Genomic DNA, 13,321 nt, shown 5'->3' with positions numbered 1-13,321 from the left:
ATGGCCTCCGGCCTCTCCGCATCGTGGATGCTCGCGCAGGAAGCGCGCGCGCTCTTGAACCGGCTTTCGCGGATCAAGTCGTTTGCCCTGCAGGAGACGATGGTGCCGGCGGCGGCCCTCGGCGTCGAGGCGCAGGCGGCCATCGAGCGGCACCTTTCGCGCGGTGTCCGCCGCATGAGAAACCGTGTGCTCGAGTACCTCGATTGGCTGGAGGGGCCGGAAGGAGCGCGTGCAACGCCCTCGGAATGCCAAAGGCGCTTTACGTTCGTGCGACTCCGCTTCAATGCCGTGCTCTCGCACGTCGACATCTTCAGCGAGGCGCTCAGCCAGCGCAGTGAAGCGGAGACCGGCGTGTGGCTCAGTGGGCTCGACGTGGTGTGCCGTGATGCCCTCGCGCTTCCCGGCTACATCGATCCGCCGCCGGTCATCTGCTACCTCGCCCGCGGTCCTGGGGCGGCCATCCGCCGTGCCAGGACGCGCCTGCCCGGCGGCGAGGAGAACCCCATCGCCATCGTGCGCCTGCCGCGCGAGCGCATGATCAGCAGCAGCCTCGCATCGTCGCTGGTTCACGAGGTGGGGCACCAGGGCGCTGCGCTTCTCGGCCTCGTGCCGTCGTTGCGCAAGGAGCTGCGCGAGACACCGCCGCCCGCGGGGACGTCGGCGGAGACGTGGCGGCTCTGGAGCCGCTGGATCTCGGAGATCGTGGCCGACCTCTGGTCCATCGCCAAAGTGGGCATCACCTCCACGGCGGGCCTCATGGGGGTGGTGAGCCTGCCGCCGCCCTTCGTGTTTCGCATCAACCCCGACGATCCGCACCCCACGCCGTATCTCCGGGTCAAATTGAGCGCGGCCATTGGAAATGCGCTTTATCCGCATTCCGGTTGGCACGATCTGGATGAACTCTGGACATCGCTCTATCCAACGGATCGACTCGATGGTTCGCGGCGGGAGATTTTCGCCGCGGTGGAGCAGTGCATGCCGGAGTTCGTGGGCCTCCTGGTGCACCATTGTCCTCCGGCGCTCCGGGGCAAATCGCTGAAGGACGTTCTCGCGACCGAAGAGCGATGCCCGGACCGACTCGCCACGTTTCTTCGTACTTGGCGTGGGACTCCGAGCCGGCTCTTGCGCGCGCCGCCGACGTTGGCGTTCGCCGTGATCGGACAAGCGCGCGTGCGCGGAGCCATCACGCCGGAGCGCGAAGGCGATCTGCTTGCGAAACTGCTCCGGCACTGGGCGTGGCGGAGCACCGTCGACGCCGGCGAAGTCTGCGCGGGCATCAAGAGCAACGGGGCCGGCGCCGTCGTGCGGGAGACGGCGCGTTTTCCAGAACAAGCGATTCGGTAGAGGAGGACCAGAACATGACAGCGCAAAACGGCGAGAAAGCAGAACAGACGGGACAGACGGGACAGAGCCAGCAGACGGGACAGACGCCGGACCAATCGGGTCAAACGGCGAAGTTGGAAAAGTGCGAGGGGCTGCATATCTATCCCAAAAAGGACACGAACGACGGCGACCCCGTTCGTATGTTCATGATTGTCGACGAAACCGGCGGCACGGTGGCCGTGGGCAAGCCATTCGAATGGCAAATTCGCAAACACACCGACGACGCCGACCAAGGGGACAGAGCGGGAGAGGCTGCCAAGTCCGAATGGGCCCCCTTGCCGGAGCAGCTCTGGGAGCCTTTGCACCCGGAAAATTCGGCCATCCGCTTGAACACCGGGCGCATCGAAAAGGGCTTTTACGACATTCGCGCGGTGCGAAGGCGCGGGCAGGTCCTGGAGAGCTCCGAGCATTCGCTGGTGCAGGTGAAGGACCTTCCGCCCGTGGCCTTCGTTTCCTTCACGGGAAGCGCGCCCGGGCCGGTGGTGCAGCCCACGCCGGTGGCCGTGACCCTGGGACGCGCGCACGTGCCGCCAACCAAGGACGAAATCTTGTGGATTGCCATTCGCGCGAGCACGAGCCAGCTGCAGTACGATGTCTACGAGAAATTCGTCGAGGCCTTTCTCGCGCGCCGGCCGCCGCACAAACGCGGAAATGGACGGGGAAAGCACAAGCACGAATGGGACCTGTCCGGCGAAACGGCGTGGATGATTTCCAATTATGGCCCATACCGGGTGTTGAAGTTCGCGACCGAGGTCTTCGTGATGACCCGCTGCGGCGTCCTCCCCAGCGAGCCTCTGGAGCTCGACTTGGCCGAGGAGGAGGCGCGATTCGGCCACACCTTGCCCAAGAAGTTCGAGGAAATGTGGAGCGATTACCTGATTCCCATCGCTTCCGAGGGCGATGACGGGCAGGCGCTCATTCTTCCTTACTTGGATATCATCCGGCGCAAACTCGGCGATCTCTCCGGGCCGCGCTCGTCGTACTCCGGCATCGTGGACGACCAGTGCGGATACCTGCAGAACAAGTTGGTATTCCCGTGCATGCTCGAGCTCATTTGGTCGTACTGGCACGAGGAGGGAATGCTCGTGCAGACCATGAACGCCATTACGCAGCGCTTCCAGAACGTGCGCGGTCCCAACGGTCGCGATCCGCTGGCCAACTTGGAAATCGACCCACTGCGGCCTCTGAGCCAGCTGCTCTGGGGCTTCGTCCAGGACGAGCCCAATCGCCTGAGCGTGCTGCGGCGTGGCCACGAGTACGAGCACCACTACGGATTTACGTTGCACGGCAAGGTGATGAAGGACCTGCGGACCATCGACCGGCGCTCGAAGTTCCTCGAGTCGTTCCACAATCTGCTGCACCGATGCACCAAGTTCTACCGCGAGGACGACGACACTACCGTGGTGGCGGACGGCTTCCCCATTCTGAATGCCATCAAGGAGACGCATTATGTGCTGGCCCACGGGGCGCACAATCAATTCGGCGACTTGCCGGCCAGCGGGCGGCAGGAAATGCTGATGCAGCAGTACATCCTATCGCGGCCGGAGATGCGCGAATTTCTCGGCGGGCGCGTGATGGTGCCGTACCCGGAGCGGTGGATGGACCGGGTCGATGCCGTCAAGGTGCTCAAGGGCTGGACCGACGCCAGCGTGGTGCACTTCCGGGATCTCGCCGTGTTTGGCGAACAGATCGTGCTGTCGATTCGCTACGGCGCGTGGAGTCTGGAAAATACGCCGAACAGCGCGGCGAACTGGGCGCGGTATTGGCGCGCCGAGATCCAGGGCTACATTCACGCGTACCGCGCGGTGACGGGCATCGATCTCACCGCGGAGCTCACCGATCAGCGCCAGGCGACGGAGCGGTACCTGCCGCCCTCGTTCCACCTGCGCAACCGGCTTCTCACGCAGCAGGCCGTCAAGTGAATGCAGAATGCATGCATCGATTTCGCGTCGGCGCTCTACCTCGGTTTTCGCCACGCGAGCGCCGAGTTGGAGGCATGGCCGGAGCTGACCACCGGGGCCCCCGCGATCTTGCGGGAGCCGCCTGGCGCCGCCGCCGTGGCGAGGTCGATCGCGCAGCTTGCCGGCGCGGAGCATGCGGCGGTGTTCCCGTCCACGTTGCATCTGTTTTGGGACCTCTTTCAGCACGCCGGAGGCCCGAACGATCTCGTGGTGTACGACGACGGGATTTATCCCATCATGCAATGGGGGATCGAGATGGCCGGCTTGCGAAGGGGCGTGTCCCGCCGCCGCTTCGCCCATCACGATCCGGGTGCGCTGGCGCGGTTGCTTCGCGATCATCCGTGTGCGGGACGGCTGTGGATTGCGGCCGATGGGTTCTGCCCGGGCTGCGGGCGGGCGGCACCGCTCGCGCAATACGCGGAGATGGCCCGGGCGCATGGCGGAGTGCTCCTGGTGGAAGATACGCAGGCGTTCGGACTGCTCGGGCCGGGGGGTGGCGGAAGCCTGCTGGCGCAAGGCATCCGCGGCGCCGATACGGTGATGGTGGCCTCGCTCGCCAAGGCCTTTGGAGCGCCTCTCTGCGTCGTGGCCGGTGCACGCGAGCGGATCCTGCGTTTGCAACGGCAGAGCGAGACGCGCGTCTATGCGAGCCCGCCATCGGCAGCGAGCCTCGCCGCGGCGAAGGCGGCATGCGACACGAATGCCCGCGAGGGCGATCGCTTGCGCCATCGCCTCGCACGGCGCGTCTCGCACTTCCGAGCATGCGCCGCCGCGTGGGGCGTCGCCGCATCTAGTGCGGAATACGCCTTCCCCGTGCAGCGATGCTGGCTCGACGATCGGCAGCAGGCCCGTCGCCTTTACGAGGAGCTCGCGCGGCGCGGTGTGCATGCGGTGCCGCAGCAATCGCGTTGCGGGGCGCGTACGTCGATCACATTTCTTCTTCGGGCGGACCACAGCTTCGAGGACATCGAATACGGACTTACGACCTTCACACGGGTTTTACGGACATGTCGCCGCCTGACCAGCGGGGAAAGAAGGCCATGGTGATGAGCAATTACGCAGAACGAGAAGAGGAGGTTCGCGTCGTTCGTGGGGCGCGGCCCGTGCGCGCCGCCGTGCGGCGTCTCTTGCGCCGGCGGCGCCCCGTCCTCCGATTTCGAACGCCGCTGATCCGGCGAAGCTTTGCGCGGGGTTACGCCCGGGGCGGTCGTTACGCACCGTGGTCCCGGGGCACGCGTTACGCGAGGCCGTGGATCTTCGGGCGCCGCGTGGTGGGGCGCGCCTACCCGCGCTCGTGGCTCTTTCGCGGCGGCGCCCCATCGGTGTCGCGCGTCGTGCGCCCGTGGATCTACCGCACCGGCGTTTCGGCTCCGAGCTTGCCGTGGATTTTCGGTTCGTATCCCTGGACGGTACCGCCTCCCGAACCGCCGCCGCCCGTCGTGGCCGAGCCCCCCGTTGCGGAACCCGCCGCAGTTGCAGAGCCCGCGCCGCCCGAAGAGCCGCCGCCCGATGCGGAGCCCGCGCAGGCGGAGCCCCCGGGAGATGCGCCGCCCGAGGGCGAATTCGAGTACCGCGCGCGCTGGGCGCGCCGGCGTGCGCGATGGGCTCGGCGGCGGCGTTTTTACGACGACGAGCTCGTATGATCATCGATTGCCACTGCCACGCCGGCAAGGGAGATGGCTTCACCGGACCGTGGGACACGACGGCGCCTCTGGAGCGCTACTTGGCGCGCGCTTCGGAAGCCGGCATCACGCGCACCGTCGTGTTCTCCGCGTTTCACTCCGATTACGAGGCCGCCAACCGCGAGGTGGCGCGCATCGTGGCCAAGCACGAGGGGCGTCTCATCGGGTTTGCCTTCGTCAATCCGAAGAGCGATGTCGGCAACGTGCGCCGCCTGGTGGGCGAGGCCGTGGAGCGCTACGGCTTTCGCGGCATCAAGGTGCACCAGCACGACGGACGCATCACCCGCGAAGTGTGCGAGGTGGCTCGAAGCTTCGGTATACCCATCCTTTATGACGTCATGGGCGACGTGACCATATTGGATTTACTCGCCCCCGAGTACCCCGAGGTCAATTTCATCATTCCGCACCTCGGCAGCTTTGCCGACGACTACCGCGCACAGGTTTCCTTGATCGACAAGCTGCCGCGTCTTCCCAACGTGTACACCGACACATCGGGGGTACGTCGATTCGATTTGTTGGAGGCCGCCGTCACACGCGCCGGGCCGAGCAAAGTGCTCTTTGGCAGCGACGGGCCGTGGCTCCATCCCGGCATCGAGCTGGCCAAGATCCGCGCACTGGGCCTGCCACCCGCCGACGAACGGCTCATCGCCGGCGGTAATTTGCTGCGGTTGATTGAGCGAAAGACGTAATCGCTCGGCGTGCGCCATTGTCCGCTTGGATCCAGGTGGAAACCTCTTTCCAAAGTCCGGGGGTCAGGTCGAGTGCCTGCGAGCAGTTTCTTTCCAACTTGCGGACCAGGACTCCGCGAAGGACGGCCTGGTCCTTCTCCATGGTCCAAACGGGGCTCCCGCTATGGCCGTGCGCGGATGGCAACTCGAGCCTCACGATAGGAAGAACATCGCCTCCGAGAACGACGCCCGTGCGGTACGTCTGCCGTCCAGCGCAACGGCCGTCGAAGCAGCATTCGTCGGTGTAGCCGCCGGTCCTCACCGGCGAAGACGGCAACAGAGGCAAGCCGGCGAACTGCCATCTGGGCGCCGCCGACCGTGGAACCGGCTTCTCGAGCGTGATGAGGCCATAATCCGCCGCGGGCGGAGGCCCCGCGGCGGACGCTATCGATCGGTTCCATGCGGCGGACACACGGAGCTTCGCCGCGGTCAGCGCCTCGACCGGCCGTCGATCGTCATCTCCTGGGTAAATACGGATATCGTCGGCTTTCGCGAGCACCGGCTCCTCGTTCTTGGGATTGTCGTAGTGCCCGGCTCGGACGAACAGCCCGTGCGCGGCCGTCAATACGTGCCTTGGACTGACGAGGATGCCCGTTCCCCTGTCAGTCCTTTGCTCCCACCGCGGACGGAGGCCGGCAACGCTCCAACGGAAGGTTACCTCGAGGCGGCAGATCCAAGGTCGAACGACGCGGTCCTCGGGGTAAGGATCATGCCGGCTGCACGTCCTCGATGGAGTCGTTGGGTTCTTGCAGGGGTCGACCTTACGGGGTTCGCACAACCCTGGAATCGTTCCCTTGACCCGTCTCTGAGGCGCCCGAGTCGTGCTCTCGGTCGAAAGGCCTGAGTCGAGATCGCACCGGGCGAATTCTCCGCGACCGAAGCGCCGTGCGATGGTCCAAGCCTCCCGGAGTGCCGGGTCGAGGCGTGAGGCATTGGCTTTCACGCTGTCGCGAAATGCAATGAGTGGTGCTCCGGTTGCGAGGTTCGCCGGATCGAGAACGACGACGGCATCTCGATTTGGAGGAATGGCCTGCCACCAGCCCGTGCCGAGCTTCTGCAGGCGCAGAGCGGGCACTCGTTGATTCACGATGTAGATTCCCGCGAGGGTTCCGGCCTTGACCGCGGAAAGCATTTCGCGCGCGTCCTCGCGGGCGTCGATATCTCCTCCGAAAAGCCGGCGGAGTGCCCTTTGCGCGTGGACGTCGATGCGCGCGTCGATCAAGTCTCGTTCGGAAGGGATGTTCGTCATCATTGGTTTCCCATGGCGTCCAAAACTCGAGTCATCGGCGAAGCATGTTTCGCCTCGGGAGGCCGTCGAAGTCGTCGATCGCGTCCAACTCGTCGAGTTCTTGTTCGATCTCGTCGAGATCGTCCAGGTCTTCGATCGGCGGCCAAGCGTAGAGCGGGTCGTCGAACAGATAGAAGCGAGGGCCTCGGAAGAATGGGCGACCGTATCGAGGTCGCCGGCGAAACAGGGGAATACGACTGCGGATTCTCATGGTCCTCTCCGAATTACGAGCTGCAGCAACCAGTGCTCGCGAGATTTCTCAGCGGCGCCACATTGCGCCCGTTGGGATGCGCGTTGGAGTACTCGCGCCAGCTGTCATCCCGGCCTGCGCAGCCACCGTTGCGATGGGCGAGGACCTTGGGATTCGTCAACGAGCCCGCCCGCAGTCGTTGATAGAGCGAGCGTGCGAAGTTTTCGTCGCCACTCCCCAAGTTGCAGCCGTGAAGGACGAACGTCACGTTGTTGGCCAGCGCGGCGGTCGGCAAATCGCTCAGCGTGCGGCCTCCATCGGCTCGATCCACGCCCGGATAGCCGTTGCGATAGAGCCCCGCCGAACCCGTGGTGGTCCCCGGGATGCCTTGGCCGAAACCGTGGCTGAAGACGTGCACGGCATCCACGGGTCTGCCGAGGCAGGCGCGGGCCGATTCGATGGATCGGATGATGTCGGCCCCCGTGTCGTACGACGTCGCGCCGATCCGACGGCGGCAATTCGCGCCCGTCGGCGAGGCCACGGCGCTGATGCGCGTCGCTTGGCGGGAAGCACCGCATTGAAAGTGGTTGCGATGGCTGCGCTCGCCGGCGTTCATGAAGAGGCAAAGTCGGGGTTGTGTGGTGACCCGCGCGCGTCCGCTCTCCTGTTCGATCTCGCGAAGGAGCGCCGGGCGCGCAGGCACACCGCAAGACTGACCCTCGTTGCGTTTCGGTTGCGACTTGCGCGGTATGGGAAGGAAGATCTCCACGCGCCGGCTCTTCGGGGGCGTGGCCTTGCGTCGTTGGCTTCCGCACGAGGCGATGATGAACTCGATGCTGCGCGAAAGGCCAGGCTTGGTGCGTTCCAACAGCGCGCAGAGCGCGTCCAAGGCCTCGCTGGCGCGGTTCTGCCCTAGAGGGATATTGACGACATCCTTGCCGACTTGGTCCGTGTAACCCACCAGGAGCACCTTGCGAATCGGATTCGCCGTGCGCTGGCTCGCCGCGATGGTCCGCGCAACGCGTTCGAGCTTCGGCGGGTGCCGGACTCGATCGATGCGAGCTACATTGAATGCAAATTGGTCGAGGACCTCGAACGGAGTTCCCTCTGGGGGGCACTGTCCGTGGACCAAGCCAACGCATCCGGGGCGCTTACCGGTTTCGCTGTCCGACTCCAGTTCCTCCGATTCATTGGTTGGCTTTTGCCGTTTGCAGCCGCATCCGCAGCTCGATGGCCCTTTCTCGTGTTCCTCGAGCTCCGTATCGAATAGCTCGTCGAGCTCCGAGAGCTCCGTGTCCAAGTCTTTCATCGTTCATTCTCCGTGAATCAGTCGTAAGAGGTTGCCCCCGAGCACCAATTGCTCGTCCCAAGGTGGGAGGCGGAGGGCGCGGATTTTTGCGAGCTCCACCCCGGGATGTAGCCAGGGGCCGTCGGAGCCGAAGAGAACCTTGGCCGGGCCCGCGCGGCGGATCGCGCGGACCAATAGATCGAACCGGCGGACGCCCGACGTGTCCGTGTACACGTTGGCGAGGCGGGCCAGGATGTCGGCGATGGCCGACTGCGCCGCGAAGTCGTCGGCGAAGCTTCCCAAGTGCGGAATGATGAAGGGGACGCTGGGAAATTCCCGGGCGAACAGCTCGATCTGCGCCACCTCGCCCCCCACGTCGTACAGCACGGGCACGCCGAAGTTGCGCGCGGCCTCGCAGATCTCGCGGCTGATGCGCGCGTCGTGGCGGTGCACCTTGATGCCGCGAAAGCCGTGGTCCTCGACGGCTTCGCGCACCATCGAGGCGATGCGTCCGCGATCACGCTCGGCGTGGACGAAGGCAAAGCCAAGGAAGCGATCCGGCGCGCGTTGCACGATGCGTGCGACCGCGCGGTTCGCCCTGCGGTAGTCCGAGTGGAACGCGGCGAAGAGAACGGAGCGCGCGATGCCGGCATCGCGTGCGCGTCGCAGGTACGCGCCGAGCGGTGCGTGGGAGCTCCAGGGGCCGGAGAATCCGTCACCGGGGCCGGCGTGGCAGTGTGCGTCGATGATCATGGTGCACTCAGTGAGGCTGCGAGCGCGCGCAGCGCCTCGTCGATGTCGGCCGCCGTGTGGCGTGCGGTGAGCAGCCATCCGAGCGCGCCACGAAACAGCACGGTACGAACGCCGCGCCGGAGAAGGCGCGCATGCAGTTTCCGCGGTGCCGCCACGGGAAGGTTCACCTGCGGGTAGGCACTGCCCGGCGCCCGCACCCCGAGGCGCAGCAGCCCCGCGCGAAATCGCTGCACGTTGCGGGCGAGGCGCGAACGAAGCGCGGGCCCGCGGGCGCTGTTCACGGTGAGGGCGCGTGCGGCGGCGGAAATCACGGCCTGCGACGGAGGACTCGTGTGCACGCGCGTATCCGAGCGCGCCTCGATGTGCGCGATCTCGCGCGCGGCACCGGCCACCGCGGCGACGGGGACGCCGAATCCTTTGGCCAGCGATGCGCACCAGAGGATCTCCGGGCCACGGATGCCGAGCCGCCGCAAGGAGCCTCCACCACCGCCGCCAAAAAGTCCCAGTGCCTGCGTGTCGTCGACCACGAGGTACCCGCCGCGGGCGCGGACCCGTTCGAGGTACCGCCGAAGCGGCGCCACCTGCCCGCACCGCGGACACCCGCCGTCGGTGACCACGATGGGGCGACGCCCGCGCGGCGTCCGTTCGAGCGATGCCGCGAGCGCACGCACATCGTGGTGGGCGAATCGGTGCACGGGAACGCCGTGCGCCGCCGCGCGCTGGATGCCCCAGCGGCCCACTTCGTAGAGCCCTGCGTCGAAGTGGATGGCGATGGGCTCGTCCGCGGCCCGCGCGCAGAACAGGTCCCAGAACAAGTGCAGCGTCGAGGGAAAAAGCAGCCCGCTCTGGCAGCCGGCGAGGCCCGCGAGGCGAGCAGCGACCGCCCGCGCACCGGGCGGCTCTTTCAGCGCCGCCGGTTTGCCTTCGGTGAGCGCTGACCATGCCTCGAGCTGCCGCGCACCATGCCGCATGCCCAGGTAAAGCGCCGACGTGAAGTCGAGCATCGTTCGCTCAGCGGACGCCTTGGGCCGTGAGGCGTTTGCGCAGCAGGACGGCCGGCGGAAGCACGCGCTCGCGCGCAAAGCGGGAATCGGTCGGCTCGGTGGTGAGGTCCACGCCGGTGGTCGCGCGGTAGGCGTGAATGTATCCTTGCACCTCCTGGCGCCAGAATCGCGCCCAGTTCATGCCCGCCGCGGGATCGTTCTGCCGCGCCCACGACCCATGGCGAATGGAGAGCAGCAGCTGCTCGCCAAAGATGCCCAGGTCGCGAAAATGAACCACGCTCACGTCGGTCCAGCCCTGCAGGGACTTCATGGCATCGACCCGATCCATCCACGGCTCGGGGTAGGGGACCATCGGCCGGCCGCGGAGGAACTCCCGCATTTCGGGCCGCCCGAGGATCCATTGCTCGATGAGCATTTCCTGCCGCGAGGTGGAGGGCAGGTCCCCGAATTGGTTGTGCGCGCCCGCCGCGACCAGATAATGCGTTTCCTTGATGGCATTGAGCACGGGAAAACCATCGGCGGAAACCGTTTTGTCGTCGTCCTGCTTGTAGAATTGGATGCTTCGGTAGAGCAGGTTGTGAAACGACTCGAGGAACTTCGAGCGCCGATCCGCCGGCCTGACGTCCGTTACGGCCTTGCCGTCGAGCGAAATGCCATAATGATGTTCGTATTCGTGTGCCCGGCGCAGGACGCTGAGGCGATATTGCTCGTCCTGAATGTAGCCCCAGAGCAAATTGTTCAGAGGCCGCAGCGGATCGATTTCCAAATTGGCGAGTGGATCGCGTCCGTTGGGCGCGCTTCGATTCTGGAAGCGCCGGCTGATGGCCTTGAGGGTCTGCACGAGCATGGCCTCCTCGTGCCAATACGTCCAAATGAGCTCCACCAGGCAGACATCGCGGAAGGTCGAGTCGATGCACTTGAGGAAGGTCTGCAGATCTTCCGTCGCCAATGGCAGGCCTTTCTGCACCTGCTCGATGTTGGGAAAGGGCGTTTTCAAAGGATCGCCTTGCGCCGCGCGTCGCAAGCGCAATGTGCCCTCCTGGATGGCCTCGGTGAGAAAGGCCTTTTCATCGTCGTCGGAGCCCGGCTCGCCGACGATGCAGCGATCCCTCATGAATCGCTCGGTGACTTCTTTGATTCGATTGTAGGTCCGCGTCCCCGTGAAGAACGAGGCCGGAGGGCAAGAAGGCTGCGAGCCCGACACTCCGTGACCGCCGTCGTCCTTGCCGAAGTTCTTTTGAAGGAACTTGGCATAAGCATCGAACGAGATGGCCCGGGTCGCGGCAAGGATCTGCACCCAGAGTCCCTCGTCGGAGAGTGCGGTGACCGGCCCCGGCCCCGACTGCAGCGCCACCGGGAACGCGCCATTCTTGTTGGCTTGCGCCGTCACCTCGTTGAATGCCTCGCCCGCGACCTGCGGGATGCTGGCCGTGAGTGTCTTGAAATCCTGGATTGTGCCGATGAGAGGCTTCCCATCCTCGAATATGGAAACTCCGAGTCGATTGTCCGAATTGCGACTCTCGACGCGCCACGAGAACGACGCGATGAGCTTGCTGCCGGACGACTCGAGACGGAGCTCTTGTGGGAGAATGATGGGAGATGGCGTCGTAGGCACTTCCGTGTTGTCGGGCTTCGGTACGAGAGCCCAAAGGAACGTGTATTTTGCACCCGGCTTGGCCGGCGTTGGATCGAATTCGACATCGAAGTTGATCTGCTGCCCGTCGAAGACGGATGTTGGAAAATTTTTGAAATCGGCACTCATATTGCTCTCCTCATTTCAGAAACGGCGCGGGTGGTCGTTGCGGTGATGGCCCAGTGATCGAGTAGGCCGGCCAGGACGTTTCCTTCTTCTTCCGGCGTGACCGTTCCATCGAGCCGGCCCTGGCCCAGCACGGCGAAAACGAGGCACGGCGAGGCGTGTTTCACGAGCTCGGGTGCGCGGCGCCACGTCCGGCAAAGCTCGGAGAGGTGCGACGGACGCCGATCGGCCTGACGAAGCGCATCTCCGAGCCGGACACGACCCAGCGACTCGGGGCGGTGCGCGAGCAGCCGCCCGAGGAATCGTGGAATGCTCGCCTCCAGGACGCGCAGCCAACCGCGCTGCTCGAAGGGCAAATCGTTTATCGGATAATACGACTCCCATAGCTGCGCCAAGGCCTGCCATTGGGGATGCGGATAAAGGGCATTCCCCATGGCGCAGCTCACCTTGACCCGGATCCATGGCGTTGGATGCGGATCGTCCACGTTCGCGCGGAACACGAACGCGCGCGGCAGGCTCACCAACGTCATGAGCCCCAAGGTCGACGTCGCGCCCACCCGTGCGACCGCCCAGAGATCCGCGAGGATCTCGGAAATCCAGCGCCGCCACGATTGCCAAATACGGCTCTCGACGGCGCTGTCGTGCGCATGCGGCGCCAGGGTGGCGCGAAGCGGTGGCAAAAGATCGAACAGCCCCGCCGCTTGGTGCCCGATTTCGTGCACCAAGGACGATGCGATGCCGCTGCCCAGCATGCGCTCGCGCGGAATGCGCACGATGGCTACGGGATTCTGCCCTCCGCCGGGCAGCCGCGTTCGCGCGCGGCGGATGGCGCCGCCCATGTCGCGCGCGAGATAACAGAGTACGGGCGGTGGCTCGGGGCAGCCCGGGAGGGTCAACGCGTCCTTCGCGGCGAAGTCCAGCGCGGCGAGCCACACCCCGGTGCGGGATTCACTGCGCTGGCTCATCGCTTCGCTGAAAATGTCGAATTGGGTCAACACCGCGTTGAAGCGCAATCGCAGAAACGTGAAATTGCGGTGCGCGTCCTCGATCCGCGTGGCGCGGCCCGCATCGGATGCGAGCCACGCGAGATAACGCCGAATGCGGCTTCGAAGAGCGCGCCTCCCGGAGGCGAGAAAGCCATCGATGGCCAACAAGGCCGCTGCCGAGGGGGCGGCCGCAGGGACCATCGTCTCGGCGAGCATCAACGATTGCACCCGGTCGAGGCGATTGAGCATGGCTCGGGCCTCCTGCGACAGCATCCATCGCGCATTGCCGGTGGCCATGG

Annotated in this window: 12 protein-coding genes; 5 read left to right on the top strand and 7 right to left on the bottom strand. The window is 65.5% G+C overall.

What is annotated here, in order from left to right:
* Genes LZC95_22780 through LZC95_22760 form a run of 5 tightly spaced genes read left to right on the top strand, consistent with a single transcriptional unit; the run spans position 1 to position 5,715 of the window.
* On the top strand, positions 1–1,344 hold the full coding sequence (locus LZC95_22780) for a hypothetical protein (GenBank protein WXA99628.1): 1,344 nt from the start codon (positions 1–3) through the stop codon (positions 1,342–1,344).
* A gap of 14 nt (positions 1,345–1,358) precedes the next feature.
* Complete coding sequence (locus LZC95_22775; protein ID WXA99627.1) at positions 1,359–3,305, top strand: hypothetical protein; 1,947 nt, start codon at positions 1,359–1,361, stop codon at positions 3,303–3,305.
* On the top strand, positions 3,306–4,391 hold the full coding sequence (locus tag LZC95_22770; protein ID WXA99626.1) for an aminotransferase class I/II-fold pyridoxal phosphate-dependent enzyme: 1,086 nt from the start codon (positions 3,306–3,308) through the stop codon (positions 4,389–4,391). It abuts the gene before it with no gap.
* A complete protein-coding gene (locus LZC95_22765) occupies positions 4,391–4,987 on the top strand; it encodes a hypothetical protein (protein ID WXA99625.1) in 597 nt (198 codons plus the stop codon). Before LZC95_22770 ends, LZC95_22765 begins: the two co-directional genes overlap by 1 nt.
* On the top strand, positions 4,984–5,715 hold the full coding sequence (locus LZC95_22760) for an amidohydrolase family protein (protein WXA99624.1): 732 nt from the start codon (positions 4,984–4,986) through the stop codon (positions 5,713–5,715). Before LZC95_22765 ends, LZC95_22760 begins: the two co-directional genes overlap by 4 nt.
* On the opposite strand, the gene LZC95_22755 is transcribed toward LZC95_22760, so the two are convergent.
* From LZC95_22755 to LZC95_22725, 7 genes are read right to left on the bottom strand one after another with little or no spacing between them, the layout of a single operon-like run.
* Positions 5,669–7,006, bottom strand: coding sequence for a serine protease (locus tag LZC95_22755; protein ID WXA99623.1), 1,338 nt, complete (start codon positions 7,004–7,006; stop codon positions 5,669–5,671). The two genes, LZC95_22760 and LZC95_22755, sit on opposite strands and share 47 nt — an antisense overlap.
* 28 nt (positions 7,007–7,034) lie before the next feature.
* Positions 7,035–7,253 carry a hypothetical protein gene (locus LZC95_22750; protein WXA99622.1) on the bottom strand — a complete coding sequence of 73 codons (219 nt, stop codon included), beginning with the start codon at positions 7,251–7,253 and terminating at the stop codon, positions 7,035–7,037.
* Between the two features lie 13 nt (positions 7,254–7,266).
* Positions 7,267–8,541, bottom strand: coding sequence for a hypothetical protein (locus LZC95_22745; GenBank protein WXA99621.1), 1,275 nt, complete (start codon positions 8,539–8,541; stop codon positions 7,267–7,269).
* A gap of 3 nt (positions 8,542–8,544) precedes the next feature.
* Positions 8,545–9,273, bottom strand: a complete 729-nt coding sequence (locus LZC95_22740; protein ID WXA99620.1) for an amidohydrolase family protein — start codon at positions 9,271–9,273, stop codon at positions 8,545–8,547.
* The gene (locus LZC95_22735) at positions 9,270–10,277 is read right to left on the bottom strand and encodes an aminotransferase class I/II-fold pyridoxal phosphate-dependent enzyme (protein ID WXA99619.1); all 1,008 of its coding nucleotides are present in this window, start codon (positions 10,275–10,277) and stop codon (positions 9,270–9,272) included. Before LZC95_22735 ends, LZC95_22740 begins: the two co-directional genes overlap by 4 nt.
* 7 nt (positions 10,278–10,284) lie before the next feature.
* Positions 10,285–12,039, bottom strand: coding sequence for a hypothetical protein (locus tag LZC95_22730; GenBank protein WXA99618.1), 1,755 nt, complete (start codon positions 12,037–12,039; stop codon positions 10,285–10,287).
* On the bottom strand, positions 12,036–13,319 hold the full coding sequence (locus LZC95_22725; GenBank protein ID WXA99617.1) for a hypothetical protein: 1,284 nt from the start codon (positions 13,317–13,319) through the stop codon (positions 12,036–12,038). Before LZC95_22725 ends, LZC95_22730 begins: the two co-directional genes overlap by 4 nt.
* Positions 13,320–13,321 lie beyond the last annotated feature (2 nt).

This window comes from Sorangiineae bacterium MSr12523, from assembly GCA_037157775.1.
Classification (GTDB): Bacteria; Myxococcota_A; Polyangia; order Polyangiales; family Polyangiaceae; genus Pendulispora; species Pendulispora brunnea.
The sequence above is the reverse complement of the archived record's forward strand: the minus strand, read 5'-3'. Positions and strand labels throughout refer to the sequence as shown.

Excerpts from the sequence above, each read along its gene's own strand:
- LZC95_22740 (WXA99620.1), bottom strand. The coding sequence starts at position 9,273 with ATGATCATCGACGCACACTGCCACGCCGGCCCCGGTGACGGATTCTCC.
- LZC95_22770 (WXA99626.1), top strand. The coding sequence starts at position 3,306 with ATGCAGAATGCATGCATCGATTTCGCGTCGGCGCTCTACCTCGGTTTT.
- LZC95_22725 (WXA99617.1), bottom strand. The coding sequence starts at position 13,319 with ATGGCCACCGGCAATGCGCGATGGATGCTGTCGCAGGAGGCCCGAGCC.
- LZC95_22760 (WXA99624.1), top strand. The coding sequence starts at position 4,984 with ATGATCATCGATTGCCACTGCCACGCCGGCAAGGGAGATGGCTTCACC.
- LZC95_22775 (WXA99627.1), top strand. The coding sequence starts at position 1,359 with ATGACAGCGCAAAACGGCGAGAAAGCAGAACAGACGGGACAGACGGGA.
- LZC95_22730 (WXA99618.1), bottom strand. The coding sequence starts at position 12,039 with ATGAGTGCCGATTTCAAAAATTTTCCAACATCCGTCTTCGACGGGCAG.
- LZC95_22745 (WXA99621.1), bottom strand. The coding sequence starts at position 8,541 with ATGAAAGACTTGGACACGGAGCTCTCGGAGCTCGACGAGCTATTCGAT.
- LZC95_22780 (WXA99628.1), top strand. The coding sequence starts at position 1 with ATGGCCTCCGGCCTCTCCGCATCGTGGATGCTCGCGCAGGAAGCGCGC.
- LZC95_22735 (WXA99619.1), bottom strand. The coding sequence starts at position 10,277 with ATGCTCGACTTCACGTCGGCGCTTTACCTGGGCATGCGGCATGGTGCG.
- LZC95_22750 (WXA99622.1), bottom strand. The coding sequence starts at position 7,253 with ATGAGAATCCGCAGTCGTATTCCCCTGTTTCGCCGGCGACCTCGATAC.
- LZC95_22765 (WXA99625.1), top strand. The coding sequence starts at position 4,391 with ATGAGCAATTACGCAGAACGAGAAGAGGAGGTTCGCGTCGTTCGTGGG.
- LZC95_22755 (WXA99623.1), bottom strand. The coding sequence starts at position 7,006 with ATGATGACGAACATCCCTTCCGAACGAGACTTGATCGACGCGCGCATC.